Annotated in this window: 11 protein-coding genes, 4 tRNA genes, 3 rRNA genes and 1 riboswitch; of the genes, 15 read left to right on the top strand and 3 right to left on the bottom strand. The window is 51.4% G+C overall.

What is annotated here, in order from left to right; genetic code table 11:
* Positions 1 to 34: 34 nt before the first annotated feature.
* Both fabR and I6L74_RS07885 read left to right on the top strand, forming a co-directional pair.
* Complete coding sequence (fabR, locus tag I6L74_RS07890) at positions 35 to 676, top strand: HTH-type transcriptional repressor FabR (RefSeq protein ID WP_015960982.1); 642 nt, start codon at positions 35 to 37, stop codon at positions 674 to 676.
* A 3-nt stretch (positions 677 to 679) separates the two neighbouring features.
* Positions 680 to 1039 carry a YijD family membrane protein gene (locus tag I6L74_RS07885; RefSeq protein ID WP_015960981.1) on the top strand — a complete coding sequence of 120 codons (360 nt, stop codon included), beginning with the start codon at positions 680 to 682 and terminating at the stop codon, positions 1037 to 1039.
* Between the two features lie 5 nt (positions 1040 to 1044).
* Here I6L74_RS07885 and trmA read toward each other — a convergent pair whose 3' ends face one another.
* On the bottom strand, positions 1045 to 2145 hold the full coding sequence (trmA, locus tag I6L74_RS07880; RefSeq protein ID WP_059180612.1) for a tRNA (uridine(54)-C5)-methyltransferase TrmA: 1101 nt from the start codon (positions 2143 to 2145) through the stop codon (positions 1045 to 1047).
* 104 nt (positions 2146 to 2249) lie between these two features.
* A riboswitch (cobalamin riboswitch) is annotated at positions 2250 to 2425 on the top strand.
* Between the two features lie 66 nt (positions 2426 to 2491).
* Between trmA and btuB the strand changes: the two genes are divergently transcribed.
* From btuB to I6L74_RS07835, 9 genes are all read left to right on the top strand, one after another.
* On the top strand, positions 2492 to 4342 hold the full coding sequence (gene btuB, locus I6L74_RS07875) for a TonB-dependent vitamin B12 receptor BtuB (RefSeq protein ID WP_059180613.1): 1851 nt from the start codon (positions 2492 to 2494) through the stop codon (positions 4340 to 4342).
* On the top strand, positions 4287 to 5138 hold the full coding sequence (murI, locus tag I6L74_RS07870) for a glutamate racemase (protein ID WP_059180614.1): 852 nt from the start codon (positions 4287 to 4289) through the stop codon (positions 5136 to 5138). Before btuB ends, murI begins: the two co-directional genes overlap by 56 nt.
* Before the next feature lie 401 nt (positions 5139 to 5539).
* Positions 5540 to 7081 (top strand): 16S ribosomal RNA (locus I6L74_RS07865).
* A gap of 71 nt (positions 7082 to 7152) precedes the next feature.
* Positions 7153 to 7229, top strand: a tRNA-Ile gene (locus I6L74_RS07860).
* Between the two features lie 110 nt (positions 7230 to 7339).
* Positions 7340 to 7415, top strand: a tRNA-Ala gene (locus I6L74_RS07855).
* A gap of 208 nt (positions 7416 to 7623) precedes the next feature.
* Positions 7624 to 10533, top strand: a 23S ribosomal RNA gene (locus I6L74_RS07850).
* 93 nt (positions 10534 to 10626) lie between these two features.
* Positions 10627 to 10742: ribosomal RNA gene (gene rrf / locus I6L74_RS07845) — 5S ribosomal RNA — on the top strand.
* Together the 16S, 23S and 5S rRNA genes with 4 tRNA genes alongside form the textbook arrangement of a ribosomal RNA operon.
* A 68-nt stretch (positions 10743 to 10810) precedes the next feature.
* Positions 10811 to 10887, top strand: a tRNA-Asp gene (locus tag I6L74_RS07840).
* Between the two features lie 53 nt (positions 10888 to 10940).
* Positions 10941 to 11016 (top strand) — tRNA-Trp (locus I6L74_RS07835).
* 89 nt (positions 11017 to 11105) lie between these two features.
* Here the strand turns inward: I6L74_RS07835 and hdfR are convergent.
* The gene (hdfR, locus tag I6L74_RS07830) at positions 11106 to 11927 is read right to left on the bottom strand and encodes an HTH-type transcriptional regulator HdfR (protein ID WP_059180759.1); all 822 of its coding nucleotides are present in this window, start codon (positions 11925 to 11927) and stop codon (positions 11106 to 11108) included.
* Positions 11928 to 12045: 118 nt separating this feature from the next.
* On the opposite strand from hdfR, the gene I6L74_RS07825 reads away from it, so the two are divergent.
* Positions 12046 to 12384 carry a MaoP family protein gene (locus tag I6L74_RS07825; RefSeq protein WP_015960976.1) on the top strand — a complete coding sequence of 113 codons (339 nt, stop codon included), beginning with the start codon at positions 12046 to 12048 and terminating at the stop codon, positions 12382 to 12384.
* A 30-nt stretch (positions 12385 to 12414) separates the two neighbouring features.
* Here the strand turns inward: I6L74_RS07825 and I6L74_RS07820 are convergent, their stop codons facing one another.
* Positions 12415 to 13935 (bottom strand): YifB family Mg chelatase-like AAA ATPase, encoded by a 1521-nt coding sequence (locus I6L74_RS07820; RefSeq protein ID WP_059180758.1) that lies wholly within the window; start codon positions 13933 to 13935, stop codon positions 12415 to 12417.
* Positions 13936 to 14278: 343 nt separating this feature from the next.
* Between I6L74_RS07820 and ilvL the strand changes: the two genes are divergently transcribed.
* From ilvL to ilvM, 3 genes are all read left to right on the top strand, one after another.
* Positions 14279 to 14377: an ilv operon leader peptide gene (gene ilvL / locus I6L74_RS07815; RefSeq protein ID WP_071818784.1), complete on the top strand. Its 99-nt coding sequence runs from the start codon at positions 14279 to 14281 to the stop codon at positions 14375 to 14377.
* 140 nt (positions 14378 to 14517) lie between these two features.
* Complete coding sequence (gene ilvG / locus I6L74_RS07810) at positions 14518 to 16164, top strand: acetolactate synthase 2 catalytic subunit (protein WP_059180757.1); 1647 nt, start codon at positions 14518 to 14520, stop codon at positions 16162 to 16164.
* Positions 16161 to 16424: an acetolactate synthase 2 small subunit gene (gene ilvM, locus I6L74_RS07805; protein ID WP_015960973.1), complete on the top strand. Its 264-nt coding sequence runs from the start codon at positions 16161 to 16163 to the stop codon at positions 16422 to 16424. The genes ilvG and ilvM overlap by 4 nt, the downstream gene beginning before the upstream one ends.
* The last annotated feature ends 5 nt before the right edge of the window (positions 16425 to 16429 follow it).

Here is a 16429-nt window from a genome sequence, read left to right as displayed (position 1 = left end):
AGTGCCTTAAGGCCTTTGGAAGGATTCAACTATTGTGATGGGCGTAAGAGCACAACAAAAAGAGAAAACCCGGCGTTCGCTGGTGGAAGCGGCATTCAGTCAACTGAGCGCTGAGCGAAGCTTTGCCAGTTTAAGCCTGCGCGAAGTCGCACGCGAGGCCGGGATTGCGCCAACGTCTTTCTATCGTCATTTCCGTGATGTGGATGAACTGGGCCTGACCATGGTGGATGAGAGCGGCTTAATGCTGCGCCAGCTCATGCGCCAGGCGCGTCAGCGTATTGCCAAAGGTGGCAGCGTGATCCGCACGTCGGTCTCTACTTTTATGGAATTTATTGGCAACAACCCTAACGCATTCCGCCTGTTATTACGGGAACGTTCGGGAACGTCGGCGGCTTTCCGTGCCGCTGTAGTGCGAGAAATTCAGCATTTTATCGCGGAACTTGCCGACTATCTGGAACTCGAAAACCATATGCCACGTGCCTTCACGGAAGCGCAGGCCGAGGCGATGGTGACCATTGTTTTCAGTGCGGGTGCCGAAGCACTGGATGTGGGCGTTGAACAACGCAAACAACTCGAAGAGCGACTGGTATTGCAACTGCGGATGATTTCCAAAGGCGCTTATTACTGGTATCGCCGTGAACAAGAAAGGTCGGCGCATCAAATCGACGAAGGGTGAGTAATGAAACAGTCAGGTCAGGATAAAGGTACGTTGTTGCTGGCATTGATCGCTGGCTTATCTATTAATGGTACGTTTGCAGCGGTGTTCAGCTCGATTGTGCCGTTTTCGATTTTCCCGATGATCGCGTTGGTCCTGACGGTTTACTGTCTGCATCAGCGCTATCAAAACCGCACCATGCCGGTAGGTTTACCGGGCCTGGCGGCGGCGTTCTTTATTCTGGGTGTCCTGCTGTATAGCACCGTTGTGCGCGCGGAGTATCCGGATATCGGCTCCAATTTCTTGCCCGCTGTGCTGTCTGTGGCGCTGGTGTTCTGGATTGGCATCAAAATGCGTCACCGTAAACACCAGCTTCCTGAATAATGGCGTTATTTCAACGTTAACAGTACGCCGCATTCCATATGGTGCGTGTAGGGGAACTGATCGAACAGCGCCAGACGTTCAACCTTGTGCGTCTGGCTTAATGTTTCCAGATTCTTGCATAGCGTTTCCGGGTTGCAGGAAATGTACAAAATACGCGGATACGCCTGCACCATCTTTTCGGTTTCGCTGTCCAGCCCGCTGCGCGGGGGATCGACGAAAATCGTCTCGCACTGGTAACTCTTCAAATCGATACCCTGCAAACGGTTGAATTCGCGCTCACCGTTCATTGCCTGCGTAAACTCTTCTGCCGCCATACGAATGATCTGCACGTTATCGATATGGTTGGCGGCAATATTGTATTGCGCGGAAGCAACGGATGGCTTGGCAATTTCGGTTGCCAGTACGCGCTCAAAGTTACGCGCCAGCGCCAGCGAGAAGTTGCCGTTACCGCAGTACAACTCCAGCAGATCGCCTTTTGACCCTTCCGTTGCACTCAGCGCCCACTCCAGCATTTGCACATTCATGGCCGCATTCGGCTGGGTGAAGCTGTTTTCGACCTGGCGATAAATCATCTCTTTACCAGCCACCGGCAGGCGCTCATCCACGTAGTCCTGATCGAGCATGATTTTAGTTTTAGTCGCGCGGCCAATCAGATGGACGTTGATATTCTGCGCCCGCAGCGCATCGCGCAGGACTTCGGCTTCTTTGCGCCATTCGTCGTCCAGCTTTTTGTGATACAGCATCGAGACGATAGCCTGATTGCTTTGGGTGGTCAGGTAATCAATCTGGAACAGTTTATGACGCAACTGAGGGTTAGTGCGTACCCCTTCAATCATCAGCGTCATTAATTGGTTAATTAATTCGCTGGCTGCCGGGAAACTGTTTACGCGGATACGGGATTTGGTCTGCTGATCGAAAATGATGTGATACAGGTCGTCGCCGTCATGCCAGATACGGAACTCAGCACGCATGCGGTAATGGCTGACAGGAGAACGAAACACCTCGGGAACGGGCGCGGCAAAAGGCGTCATCATACTTTGCAGACGGACAACTTTCTCTGCCAGCTGCGCGTCGTACTGTTCTGTCGGGAGGTGTTCGGGTGTCATCATGCATCCTGAGTGGTAAAGAATTTCGCGGGGATTGTAAGCACTGTACAGGGGATGTCCAGATTTAATCCTGCATAGCTGTCTGGACATCCATACGTTTCTAATTGTAGCATTCTGTTTCCGGTCTCATGTAAGTGAAAAGGGAATCCAGTGCAAATCTGGAGCTGACGCGCAGCGGTAAAGACTGGCGGGATGAATGTTGTAGACACTGTGAAAATGGGAAGTCGTCATCCGTAAAACGCCACCAAGCCCGAAGACCTGCCGGAATTACGTCGCATCTGGTTTCATCATCGCGTGCTATAGATGACGCCTGCGGCATCCTTCTTATATTGTGGATGCTTTAAAAATGATTAAAAAAGTATCGCTGATGACGGCTCTTTCCGTCACGGCATTTTCGGGCTGGGCGCAGGATAGCGCTGACTCATTGGTGGTCACAGCAAACCGTTTTGAACAACCGGCAAATACCGTTCTGGCACCGACTTCTGTTGTAACGCGTGAAGATATTGAGCGCTGGCAGGCAAAAAGCGTCGTCGAAGTCATGCAGCGTTTACCTGGCGTGGATATTGCGCAAAGCGGCGGAATGGGGGCAAACGCGTCAACCTTTATTCGTGGAACCGAATCCCGTCACGTTCTGGTGCTTATCGATGGTATTCCGCTAAATAATGCCGGAATCAGCAACGTTGCCGATCTGAGTCAAATTCCAACGTCCCTTATTCAACGTATCGAGTACATTCGCGGCCCGCGTTCTGCGCTGTACGGTTCCGATGCAATTGGCGGCGTGATCAACATTATTACCGGGCGTGATAAGCCTGGCGCGGACATTACCGCGAGTGTCGGCTCGAAGGGCTATCAGTCTTACGATGGTTCATTCCAGCAGGTGCTGGATAAAACCAAAATCACGATGGCTGGAAACTATACCTATACCCGTGGTTTTGATATTGATGCGCAGGATGCGCCGCGTCAGCCGGATCGCGATGGCTTTATGAGTAAGTCGCTCTACGGGTCTATCGAACAGCAGATTAACGACAGCCTGAGTGGTTTCGTTCGCGGTTTTGGCTATGACAACCGCACGGCATACGACGGGTATGATAGCTACGACAATAATTTCAATTTTACCGGCACGCCGGATACGCGTCAGTTATACAGCCAGAACTGGGATACCGGGCTGCGTTACAAGCAGGGCATTTATCAGACGCAGCTGGTGGCGGGCTACGGTCGCAGTAAAGACCAGAACTACGATCCGAGTAAAGGTCGCTATGCCGCCTCTTCTACTATGGATGACGTGAAGCAATACACCACGCAATGGATGAATACCTTTACCGTAGGCCACGGCAATATTGGTGCGGGTGTGGACTGGCAGAAGCAGCAGACGCAGGCGGGTACGGGTCTTCTTGATCAAGGCTTCAAACAGCACAACACCGGCGTTTTCCTTTCGGCGATGCAGCAGTTTGATAGCGTCACGCTGGAAGCGGCAGCGCGTCATGATGATAACTCTAACTTCGGTAACCACAGCACCTGGCAGACCAGTGCGGCGTGGGAGTTTGTTGATGGCTATCGCATCATCGGCTCTTACGGTACAGCGTATAAAGCACCAACGATGAGCCAGATCCACAGTGCAGATTATGGCAATCCGGATCTTAAGCCAGAAGAGAGTGAACAGTGGGAAGGTGGTTTTGAGGGGCTGACAGGTCCGGTGACCTGGCGCATCAGCGCTTATCGTAATGACGTTGATAACTTAATTGGCTTTGGCAACAGAAATCGTCCTTATAACGTTGATAAAGCGCGTATCGAAGGGGTTGAAGCCACGGCACAGTTTGATACCGGCCCTGTCGGTCATCAGATCTCTTATGATTATGTTGACCCGCGCAATGCCACAACCAATCAGGTGCTTGCCCGTCGTTCTAAGCAACAGGTGAAATACCAGTTGGATACGCAGGTATGGGATTTCGACTGGAATCTGGCGTATCGCTATCTCGGCACGCGTTATGATGTGGCCGTCGATCCCAATACCTTCACCACTGAACGTGTACAAATGGGGGGCGTAAGCTTGTGGGATCTCGCAGTTTCATATCCTGTCACCTCACATCTCACAGTTCGTGGTAAAATAGCCAACCTGTTCGATAAAGATTACGAGACAGTTTATGGCTACGAAACTGCAGGACGGGAATACACCTTGTCTGGCAGCTACACCTTCTGATCCACGTCCCACCGTGCTGGTGTTTGACTCCGGCGTCGGTGGGCTTTCGGTCTACGATGAGATTCGGCATCTTCTGCCGGATCTTCATTACATCTATGCTTTCGATAATGTCGCCTTTCCGTATGGGGAAAAGAGCGAAGACTTTATTGTCGAACGTGTGGTTGAAATCGTCACAGCAGTTCAGGCGCGCTACCCCTTAGCGTTAGCCGTCATTGCCTGCAACACGGCGAGTACCGTTTCTCTTCCTTCATTACGTGAAAAGTTCCCGTTCCCGGTTGTGGGTGTCGTTCCGGCGATTAAGCCTGCTGCGCGTCTGACGGCGAATGGCATCGTTGGGTTATTAGCGACGCGCGGAACGGTGAAGCGTCCTTATACGCGTGAGCTCATTGAACGCTTTGCCAACGAATGCAAGATTGCAATGTTAGGCTCAGCTGAGCTGGTGGAGATGGCCGAAGCGAAGCTGCACGGTGAACCCGTTTCGCTGGAAGAGCTGCGACGCATTCTCGGCCCATGGCTTCGCATGGCTGAACCGCCTGATACGGTGGTGCTGGGCTGCACGCATTTCCCTCTATTACAGGATGAGCTACTGGAGGTGTTGCCGGAGGGGACGCGTCTTGTGGATTCCGGTGCGGCAATCGCCCGACGGACAGCCTGGTTGCTGGAACATGAAGCGCCAGATGCTAAATCCAGTGATAAGAACATTGCCTTTTGCATGGCGTTAACTTCTGAGACTGAGCAACTTTTACCCGTTTTACAGCGTTACGGCTTTGAAACGCTCGAAAAACTCGCACTTTAACGTGCTTTTGGGTAAAAAAGAGACGGTTGGAAATTAATTTTAAATTTCCTCTTGTCACCTCAGAATAACTCCCTATAATGCGCCTCCACTGACACGGAACAACGGAACACAAGCCGCCGGGTCAGCGGGGTTCAGCGATGAACGCCGGCAGAGAAAAGCGAAAATAAACGCTTGACTCTGAATGAGGAAAACGTATTATACGGGACCTCGCAACGGTGAGCGAAAGCCGCGTTGCACTGCTCTTTAACAATTTATCAGACAATCTGTGTGGGCACTCAAAGTGACATGGATTCTAAACGTCTTCGGACGCTAAATGAATAACCAAGTCTCAGTGAGTGAACATACGTAATTCATTACGAAGTTCTTTTCTTTAGAAATAAAGAAACACGAGCATCAAACTTAAATTGAAGAGTTTGATCATGGCTCAGATTGAACGCTGGCGGCAGGCCTAACACATGCAAGTCGAGCGGTAGCACAGGAGAGCTTGCTCTCTGGGTGACGAGCGGCGGACGGGTGAGTAATGTCTGGGAAACTGCCTGATGGAGGGGGATAACTACTGGAAACGGTAGCTAATACCGCATAATGTCGCAAGACCAAAGAGGGGGACCTTCGGGCCTCTTGCCATCAGATGTGCCCAGATGGGATTAGCTAGTAGGTGGGGTAATGGCTCACCTAGGCGACGATCCCTAGCTGGTCTGAGAGGATGACCAGCCACACTGGAACTGAGACACGGTCCAGACTCCTACGGGAGGCAGCAGTGGGGAATATTGCACAATGGGCGCAAGCCTGATGCAGCCATGCCGCGTGTATGAAGAAGGCCTTCGGGTTGTAAAGTACTTTCAGCGAGGAGGAAGGCATTGTGGTTAATAACCACAGTGATTGACGTTACTCGCAGAAGAAGCACCGGCTAACTCCGTGCCAGCAGCCGCGGTAATACGGAGGGTGCAAGCGTTAATCGGAATTACTGGGCGTAAAGCGCACGCAGGCGGTCTGTCAAGTCGGATGTGAAATCCCCGGGCTCAACCTGGGAACTGCATTCGAAACTGGCAGGCTAGAGTCTTGTAGAGGGGGGTAGAATTCCAGGTGTAGCGGTGAAATGCGTAGAGATCTGGAGGAATACCGGTGGCGAAGGCGGCCCCCTGGACAAAGACTGACGCTCAGGTGCGAAAGCGTGGGGAGCAAACAGGATTAGATACCCTGGTAGTCCACGCCGTAAACGATGTCGACTTGGAGGTTGTTCCCTTGAGGAGTGGCTTCCGGAGCTAACGCGTTAAGTCGACCGCCTGGGGAGTACGGCCGCAAGGTTAAAACTCAAATGAATTGACGGGGGCCCGCACAAGCGGTGGAGCATGTGGTTTAATTCGATGCAACGCGAAGAACCTTACCTACTCTTGACATCCAGAGAACTTAGCAGAGATGCTTTGGTGCCTTCGGGAACTCTGAGACAGGTGCTGCATGGCTGTCGTCAGCTCGTGTTGTGAAATGTTGGGTTAAGTCCCGCAACGAGCGCAACCCTTATCCTTTGTTGCCAGCGGTTCGGCCGGGAACTCAAAGGAGACTGCCAGTGATAAACTGGAGGAAGGTGGGGATGACGTCAAGTCATCATGGCCCTTACGAGTAGGGCTACACACGTGCTACAATGGCATATACAAAGAGAAGCGACCTCGCGAGAGCAAGCGGACCTCACAAAGTATGTCGTAGTCCGGATCGGAGTCTGCAACTCGACTCCGTGAAGTCGGAATCGCTAGTAATCGTAGATCAGAATGCTACGGTGAATACGTTCCCGGGCCTTGTACACACCGCCCGTCACACCATGGGAGTGGGTTGCAAAAGAAGTAGGTAGCTTAACCTTCGGGAGGGCGCTTACCACTTTGTGATTCATGACTGGGGTGAAGTCGTAACAAGGTAACCGTAGGGGAACCTGCGGTTGGATCACCTCCTTACCTGAAAGAACCTGCCTTTGTAGTGTCCACACAGATTGTCTGATGAAAAATAAGCAGTAAAGAATCTCTGCAGGCTTGTAGCTCAGGTGGTTAGAGCGCACCCCTGATAAGGGTGAGGTCGGTGGTTCAAGTCCACTCAGGCCTACCAAATTTTCCCTGAATACTGCGTTGCGAAATAACTCGCATACTTCAGTATGCTTCGTTCTTCCACGCCTTGTCTCAGGAAAAATTGTCGGTAACGAGATTTGCATTTACGATGGGGTTATAGCTCAGCTGGGAGAGCGCCTGCCTTGCACGCAGGAGGTCTGCGGTTCGATCCCGCATAGCTCCACCATCCTTTTACTGCTGAAAACAAGAAAACTTCAGAGTGTACCTGAAAAGGTGCGCTGCGAAGTTTTGCTCTTTAAAAATCTGGATCAAGCTGAAAATTGAAACGACACACTGTGTCTGCTCTCCGTAATAAGAGCAGATAAGCGGTGTGTTCGAGTCTCTCAAATTTTCGCAACACTGTGGGTGTTTTACGAAACATCTTCGGGTTGTGAGGTTAAGCGACTAAGCGTACACGGTGGATGCCTAGGCAGTCAGAGGCGATGAAGGACGTGCTAATCTGCGATAAGCGTCGGTAAGGTGATATGAACCGTTATAGCCGACGATTTCCGAATGGGGAAACCCAGTGCAATCCGTTGCACTATCGTTAAGTGAATACATAGCTTAACGAAGCGAACCAGGGGAACTGAAACATCTAAGTACCCTGAGGAAAAGAAATCAACCGAGATTCCCCCAGTAGCGGCGAGCGAACGGGGAACAGCCCAGAACCTGAATCAGTTTGTGTGTTAGTGGAAGCGTCTGGAAAGTCGCAGGGTACAGGGTGATACTCCCGTACACAAAAATGCACATACTGTGAGTTCGAAGAGTAGGGCGGGACACGTGGTATCCTGTCTGAATATGGGGGGACCATCCTCCAAGGCTAAATACTCCTGACTGACCGATAGTGAACCAGTACCGTGAGGGAAAGGCGAAAAGAACCCCGGCGAGGGGAGTGAAACAGAACCTGAAACCGTGTACGTACAAGCAGTGGGAGCCTTGATTTATCAGGGTGACTGCGTACCTTTTGTATAATGGGTCAGCGACTTATATTCTGTAGCAAGGTTAACCGTATAGGGGAGCCGAAGGGAAACCGAGTCTTAACTGGGCGTTAAGTTGCAGGGTATAGACCCGAAACCCGGTGATCTAGCCATGGGCAGGTTGAAGGTTGGGTAACACTAACTGGAGGACCGAACCGACTAATGTTGAAAAATTAGCGGATGACTTGTGGCTGGGGGTGAAAGGCCAATCAAACCGGGAGATAGCTGGTTCTCCCCGAAAGCTATTTAGGTAGCGCCTCGTGAACTCATCTTCGGGGGTAGAGCACTGTTTCGGCTAGGGGGCCATCCCGGCTTACCAACCCGATGCAAACTACGAATACCGAAGAATGTTATCACGGGAGACACACGGCGGGTGCTAACGTCCGTCGTGAAGAGGGAAACAACCCAGACCGCCAGCTAAGGTCCCAAAGTCACAGTTAAGTGGGAAACGATGTGGGAAGGCACAGACAGCCAGGATGTTGGCTTAGAAGCAGCCATCATTTAAAGAAAGCGTAATAGCTCACTGGTCGAGTCGGCCTGCGCGGAAGATGTAACGGGGCTAAACTGTGCACCGAAGCTGCGGCAGCGACGCTTATGCGTTGTTGGGTAGGGGAGCGTTCTGTAAGCCGTCGAAGGTGTCCTGTGAGGGATGCTGGAGGTATCAGAAGTGCGAATGCTGACATAAGTAACGATAAAGCGGGTGAAAAGCCCGCTCGCCGGAAGACCAAGGGTTCCTGTCCAACGTTAATCGGGGCAGGGTGAGTCGACCCCTAAGGCGAGGCCGAAAGGCGTAGTCGATGGGAAACAGGTTAATATTCCTGTACTCGGTGTTACTGCGAAGGGGGGACGGAGAAGGCTATGTTAGCCGGGCGACGGTTGTCCCGGTTTAAGCATGTAGGCGGAGCGTTTAGGTAAATCCGGACGCTTATTAACGCTGAGGTGTGATGACGAGGCACTACGGTGCTGAAGTAACAAATGCCCTGCTTCCAGGAAAAGCCTCTAAGCATCAGGTAACATCAAATCGTACCCCAAACCGACACAGGTGGTCAGGTAGAGAATACCAAGGCGCTTGAGAGAACTCGGGTGAAGGAACTAGGCAAAATGGTGCCGTAACTTCGGGAGAAGGCACGCTGATGGTAAGTGAAGCGACTTGCTCGTGGAGCTGAAATCAGTCGAAGATACCAGCTGGCTGCAACTGTTTATTAAAAACACAGCACTGTGCAAACACGAAAGTGGACGTATACGGTGTGACGCCTGCCCGGTGCCGGAAGGTTAATTGATGGGGTTAGCGGTAACGCGAAGCTCTTGATCGAAGCCCCGGTAAACGGCGGCCGTAACTATAACGGTCCTAAGGTAGCGAAATTCCTTGTCGGGTAAGTTCCGACCTGCACGAATGGCGTAATGATGGCCAGGCTGTCTCCACCCGAGACTCAGTGAAATTGAACTCGCTGTGAAGATGCAGTGTACCCGCGGCAAGACGGAAAGACCCCGTGAACCTTTACTATAGCTTGACACTGAACACTGGTCCTTGATGTGTAGGATAGGTGGGAGGCTTTGAAGCGTGGACGCCAGTCTGCGTGGAGCCAACCTTGAAATACCACCCTTTAATGGCTGGTGTTCTAACGTAGACCCGTAATCCGGGTTGCGGACAGTGTCTGGTGGGTAGTTTGACTGGGGCGGTCTCCTCCTAAAGAGTAACGGAGGAGCACGAAGGTTAGCTAATCCTGGTCGGACATCAGGAGGTTAGTGCAATGGCATAAGCTAGCTTGACTGCGAGAGTGACGGCTCGAGCAGGTGCGAAAGCAGGTCATAGTGATCCGGTGGTTCTGAATGGAAGGGCCATCGCTCAACGGATAAAAGGTACTCCGGGGATAACAGGCTGATACCGCCCAAGAGTTCATATCGACGGCGGTGTTTGGCACCTCGATGTCGGCTCATCACATCCTGGGGCTGAAGTAGGTCCCAAGGGTACGGCTGTTCGCCGTTTAAAGTGGTACGCGAGCTGGGTTTAGAACGTCGTGAGACAGTTCGGTCCCTATCTGCCGTGGGCGCTGGAGAATTGAGGGGGGCTGCTCCTAGTACGAGAGGACCGGAGTGGACGCATCACTGGTGTTCGGGTTGTCATGCCAATGGCATTGCCCGGTAGCTAAATGCGGAAAAGATAAGTGCTGAAAGCATCTAAGCACGAAACTTGCCCCGAGATGAGTTCTCCCTGACTCCTTGAGAGTCCTGAAGGAACGTTGAAGACTACGACGTTGATAGGTCGGGTGTGTAAGCGTAGCGATACGTTGAGCTAACCGATACTAATGAACCGTGAGGCTTAACCTTACAACGCCGAAGCTGTTTTGGCGGAAAGAGACGATATTCAGCTTGATAACAGATTAATTGACGTGCAGAGATGCATGTTGATAACAGAATTTGCCTGGCGGCTTTAGCGCGGTGGTCCCACCTGACCCCATGCCGAACTCAGAAGTGAAACGCCGTAGCGCCGATGGTAGTGTGGGGTCTCCCCATGTGAGAGTAGGGAACTGCCAGGCATCAAATTAAGCAGTAAACCGGGGCAATAAACCGGTGCAATAAACAGGTGTATGCAGAAGTCTTCGGTGGAGCGGTAGTTCAGTCGGTTAGAATACCTGCCTGTCACGCAGGGGGTCGCGGGTTCGAGTCCCGTCCGTTCCGCCACTTATTATAAAATTAAGCCTGCTAAACAAGCAGGCTTAATAGTAAGAAAATTTAGGGGCGTAGCTCAGTTGGTAGAGCACCGGTCTCCAAAACCGGGTGTCGCGAGTTCGAGTCTCTCCGCCCCTGCCATATATGAATCCTTTGCTTAGGCAAAGGATTTTTTTTGCTTTGAAATCCCCAAAACCCTCAAAACCTGCATCCTTGCAAGTCTTCAGCAATTAATCCATCACATTGATTTTTAAAAGATCCTTTATTTGCATCTGCTTATCACTATTCTGAAGCCAAACGGCGTACAGCGGTCTTGAAAGTGTTGTTGAATCTGCAACAGTGTGCAAATTCGGCTTCTCATCGGCCCAGCGAACGGGCAACCATGTGCACCCCTTAAGAGTCGCTAATTGCTGACAAGCCATCTCTGCTGAGCTTGTTGTCAGTGCCGGGACGTCATCCGCTGCAATCAAACCCGTTTCGTGCTGTTGAAAATCAGGCCCCCACTCCAGGCGCAAATAGGTCAGATCCGCTTTCATCATTGAAGGCGCAGAGGCGTAAAGTGCGAGACTAAACTGTCCAAGGATTTGACTACTGAACTCGTCCATTTTAGGGGCTTCGGTTGTAATCAGAAGATCCAACTGACGTTCATGCAGCTGTTTCACAAGAGATTGTCTCTGAGCGATCCTGGCCTCGAACTGCAAATTGTCATGCGAGCTGTATAAACGGGTAAGCCACTGGCTAAGCATGCATTCCCACAAAGAAGCACTGGCTCCAATGGAAAACTCATTATATCGCGAGGTGTGAGCGACTTCTTTTCGCGCTGCTTGCCAGGTGTTCATCAACGTTTCTGCATAAGGAAGGAGTTTTTCCCCGGCAGTAGTTAAGCGAATATTGTTACGATGACGGGTAAAAAGATTCACACCAAGCTGATTTTCTAGCTGGCGAATACGAAAACTGACGGCTGATTGCGTCAGATAAAGCGCTTCTGCTGCCCGCCCAAAGTGACGCGTTCTGCTCACTTCGAGGAAAGTTTTTAGCAATTCCGTATCCACTTCTTTCTCCGCAAAATCATTTGTCGTTATGATTTAAATCTTTTGTTTTACACTCTGTCAAGCGTAACTAATACTCCGCGCCATAAATAGCTCGGCCAAAGAATTAGGAGCGTGTAGGATGGCGGAAAGCTTTACGACGACTAATCGTTTTTTTGACAATAAAAATTATCCGCGTGGGTTCTCTCGTCACGGTGATTTCACCATTAAAGAAGCGCAACTGCTTGAACGTCATGGTTACGCTTTTAACGAGTTAGATCTGGGTAAACGTGAGCCTGCAACGGAAGACGAGAAACAGTTTGTTGCCGTTTGCCGTGGAGAGCGTGAGCCAGAATCTGAAATAGAACGTGTGTGGATCAAGTACATGGGCCGTATCAAGCGGCCAAAGCGTTTTCATACACTGTCTGGCGGTAAGCCACAGGTAGAAGGCGCGGAAGACTACACCGAATCGGACGATTGATATAATGAAAAAGGGGCTTAGGCCCCTTTTTTACGTCAGCATCTTTTGCAGATGCAGCAGCAGACGGTCTATCGCGCGATAGCTTAATGCTTCTTGCAAATGCCTCCTCTCGATATCCCTACAACTCTCCAAATCTGCAATGGTTCGTGCGACCTTCAATAAGCGTTGCCAGGCCCGCACTGAAAGCCCAAGCAGCGTTAACGTCTCCTCCAGCCACCGGGAATCCTCTTCTGACAAGCAGCAGCGCTGGCGAATCTCAGCATTATCGAGACGTGCATTAAGTTTATTTTGCCGTTTCAACTGTCGTTCCTGTGCGATGATCACCCTGTCCCGTACGGTTCCACTGGTTTCTCCCGTCGCATTTGCCTGACTGAGCACACCAGGTGGAGGTAGCGGGATCTCCAGAGACAAATCAAAACGGTCAAGGAAGGGGCCTGACAACCTCCCTAAATAGCGAAGCGTTTGTTCAGGGGTACTCCGGTTGTGATTGCCCTGATAGTGTCCTGATGGGCTTGGATTCATCGCGGCAATAAGTTGAAACTGTGCGGGGTAGCTAATCTTCGCGCGTGTACGAGAAATATGGATCTGTCCAGACTCGATAGGCTCACGTAATGCATCCAGAACCCGTCGTTCAAACTCCGGTAATTCATCAAGAAAAAGAATTCCATTATGAGCTAAAGAGATTTCACCTGGCTCAGGAATGGCGCCGCCGCCGACCATCGCGCAGAGTGAGGCACTATGATGAGGAGAGCGAAACGGTCGTCTCTTCCATTGCTTCTTCAATGATGCCGAATTCGCCAGACTAATGATTGCGGCACTCTCAAGCGCTTCCTGATTATTTAAGGGTGGGAGCAGCCCGTTCAGCCGGCTTGCTAACATCGTTTTTCCTGTCCCTGGCGGGCCGATAAGCAGCAGGTTATGACCACCGGCCGCAGTGATTTCCAGCGCACGCTTTCCCTGATCCTGACCAATGATATCGCTCAAGTCATCAAGAGAGTCTAATACGACTAAACGATTTTCCTCAGGTTCGGCAAGCTCATGACGGCCTTCAAGAAAAGCACAGACTTCTTGTAAATGGCTGGCAATCAGGCAGCCCTTTTTCTCGATAAGGCTGACCTCTGATGCATTTTCGGCAGCAACGATAATCTCTCTTCCCGCCTGCAAGGCGGCTAACGCACCAGAGATTGCGCCGGGAACGCCACGTAACGCGCCTGTAAGCGCTAATTCGCCCACGAACTCGTACGTGTTCAGTCTGGGGGCGTTAAGTTGCTCAGAGGCGGTAAGAAGCGCTATAGCGATAGGTAAATCATATCGCCCGCCTTCTTTTGGCAAATCTGCAGGCGCAAGGTTGATGGTTATCTTTTTTGCCGGAAAGATATAACCACTATTGATAATGGCGCTGCGAACGCGATCTCGGGCTTCTTTCACTGTCGTTTCAGGAAGCCCGACAAGTGTTAAGCCAGGAAGGCCGTTACTCAGATGAACTTCAACAGAGATGAGCGGTGCCTGCACTCCTAAAGCAGCGCGGGTATAGACAACAGACAGTGACATGTACGCCTCCTTTTGATGTCACTATGCCTTGATTATTTTTTGTTTTTTAGCAGCAATTTGTAGCATTACGAGGCACTTTCACGTTTTTTAAAGATGTTATGCAACGTTTGCATAATGCCTGAATCACGCTCGCAATCTGAAGTAAACCGGTGTATCGCCTCACGGCAGATACAAAAAAATAATGAAAAATCTTCATTTTATAAATTTCTTATATAAAACAATCATTTTTAACAAAACGATTCGCTTGCCAAATGAATGCGCAGTAAATATTCCTTGTCTTCAAATCAATATCTGTGTTACCTCTTTAGGTATTCCTTCGAACAAGATGCAAAAATAACTGAATATGAAAGCCCTTCTACAAGTGATTAGCCTAGTCGTAATTAGCGTGGTGGTGATTATTATCCCACCGTGCGGGGCTGCACTTGGACGAGGAAAGGCTTAAAAAAACAAGCCTTAACGAACTAAGACCCCCGCACCGAAAGGTCCGGGGGTTTTTTTATGACTTAAAAACTTAAACGGGGAACAGATAATGATGACTAGCATAAAATACTGTTTCTCTCGAAGTATGACGGGGAACTGACTATGAATGGGGCACAGTGGGTAGTACATGCGTTGCGCGCGCAGGGAGTCGAGATAGTGTTCGGATATCCAGGAGGCGCAATTATGCCGATTTACGATGCACTGTATGACGGCGGCGTGGAACATCTGTTGTGTCGACACGAGCAGGGCGCGGCAATGGCGGCGATTGGTTTCGCCCGTGCCACGGGGAAAACAGGCGTCTGTATGGCGACTTCCGGCCCCGGGGCGACTAACCTGATCACCGGCCTGGCAGATGCGTTACTCGACTCTGTTCCTGTCGTGGCCATTACCGGTCAGGTGGCGTTGCCCCTGATTGGTACAGATGCATTCCAGGAAGTGGACGTTCTGGGTTTATCACTGGCCTGCACCAAGCACAGTTTTTTGGTGCAGTCTCTGGAAGAGCTGCCGCGCGTAATGGCAGAAGCTTTTGAGGTGGCAAACTCAGGTCGCCCGGGTCCGGTCCTGATCGACATTCCTAAAGATATCCAGCTCGCAATGGGCGATCTGGAACCCCATTTTTCCACGGTTGAAACGGAAGATGCTTTCCCGTACGGGGAAGTGGAAGACGCCCGCCAGATGTTAGCGCAGGCGCAGCAACCCATCCTGTATATCGGCGGTGGCGTAGGCATGGCGCAGGCGGTTCCGGCTCTGCGGGAATTTATCGCCGCCACTCAGATGCCTGCAACCTGCACGCTGAAAGGCCTCGGCGCGGTGGATGCTGATTACCCGTTCTATCTGGGTATGTTGGGCATGCACGGGACGAAAGCTGCTAATCTGGCTGTTCAAGAATGCGATTTACTTATCGCGGTAGGGGCCCGCTTTGACGACCGGGTGACCGGTAAGCTGAATACGTTTGCGCCGAATGCGAAGGTGATCCACATGGATATCGACCCCGCCGAAATGCACAAACTGCGTCAGGCACACGTGGCACTTCAGGGCGACCTGAATGCCTTGTTGCCCGCATTACAGCAATCTTTGTCGATCGATGCATGGCGTCAGCACACTGCGGCGATGCGCACAGAAAATGCCTGGCGTTACGACCACCCGGGTGACGCGATCTATGCGCCATTGCTGTTAAAGCAGCTGTCGGATCGCAAACCGGCTGACAGCGTGGTCACCACCGATGTCGGCCAGCACCAGATGTGGTCCGCACAGCACATGACCTACACCCGCCCGGAAAATTTCATCACCTCCAGCGGCTTGGGCACCATGGGCTTTGGATTACCAGCGGCGGTGGGGGCACAGGTTGCGCGTCCGAATGATACGGTTATCTGTATCTCGGGTGACGGCTCGTTCATGATGAACGTTCAGGAACTGGGCACCGTTAAGCGTAAACAGTTACCGCTGAAAATCCTGTTACTGGATAACCAGCGTTTGGGGATGGTTCGCCAGTGGCAGCAGTTGTTCTTCAACGAACGTTATAGCGAAACGACACTGACCGATAACCCCGATTTCCTCGTGTTAGCCAGCGCCTTCGGCATCCCAGGCCAACACATCACCCGTAAAGACCAGGTTGAAGCGGCACTCGACACCATGCTGTCCAGCGAGGGGCCCTATCTGCTTCATGTCTCAATCGACGAGCTTGAGAATGTCTGGCCATTGGTGCCACCCGGCGCCAGTAACGCACAAATGCTGGAGAAATTATCATGATGCAACATCAAGTCGCCGTGCAGGCCCGCTTCAACCCAGAAACGTTAGAGCGCGTACTGCGCGTGGTGCGCCATCGTGGCTTTCAGATTTGCGCCATGAATATGGAAACCGCCACCGATGCCCAGAACATAAATATTGAATTGACCGTTGCCAGCCCACGGTCGGTCGACTTACTGTTTAGCCAGCTAAGTAAACTGGTCGATGTTGCCCACGTCGCCATCTGCCAGAGCACAACCGCATCACAACAAATTCGCGCCTGAGAGCG

It is taken from the genome of Lelliottia amnigena, from assembly GCF_019047465.1.
GTDB lineage: Bacteria > Pseudomonadota > Gammaproteobacteria > Enterobacterales > Enterobacteriaceae > Enterobacter > Enterobacter amnigenus.
Note: the sequence above shows the minus strand (reverse complement) of the source record. Positions and strands in the feature narration are given on the sequence as shown.

Bases quoted from the DNA above. Each gene is read 5' to 3' on its own strand.
- I6L74_RS07820 (WP_059180758.1), bottom strand. From the start codon at position 13,935: ATGTCACTGTCTGTTGTCTATACCCGCGCTGCTTTAGGAGTGCAGGCA.
- murI (WP_059180614.1), top strand. From the start codon at position 4,287: ATGGCTACGAAACTGCAGGACGGGAATACACCTTGTCTGGCAGCTACA.
- trmA (WP_059180612.1), bottom strand. From the start codon at position 2,145: ATGACACCCGAACACCTCCCGACAGAACAGTACGACGCGCAGCTGGCA.
- ilvM (WP_015960973.1), top strand. From the start codon at position 16,161: ATGATGCAACATCAAGTCGCCGTGCAGGCCCGCTTCAACCCAGAAACG.
- ilvG (WP_059180757.1), top strand. From the start codon at position 14,518: ATGAATGGGGCACAGTGGGTAGTACATGCGTTGCGCGCGCAGGGAGTC.
- ilvL (WP_071818784.1), top strand. From the start codon at position 14,279: ATGAAAGCCCTTCTACAAGTGATTAGCCTAGTCGTAATTAGCGTGGTG.
- I6L74_RS07885 (WP_015960981.1), top strand. From the start codon at position 680: ATGAAACAGTCAGGTCAGGATAAAGGTACGTTGTTGCTGGCATTGATC.
- I6L74_RS07825 (WP_015960976.1), top strand. From the start codon at position 12,046: ATGGCGGAAAGCTTTACGACGACTAATCGTTTTTTTGACAATAAAAAT.
- btuB (WP_059180613.1), top strand. From the start codon at position 2,492: ATGATTAAAAAAGTATCGCTGATGACGGCTCTTTCCGTCACGGCATTT.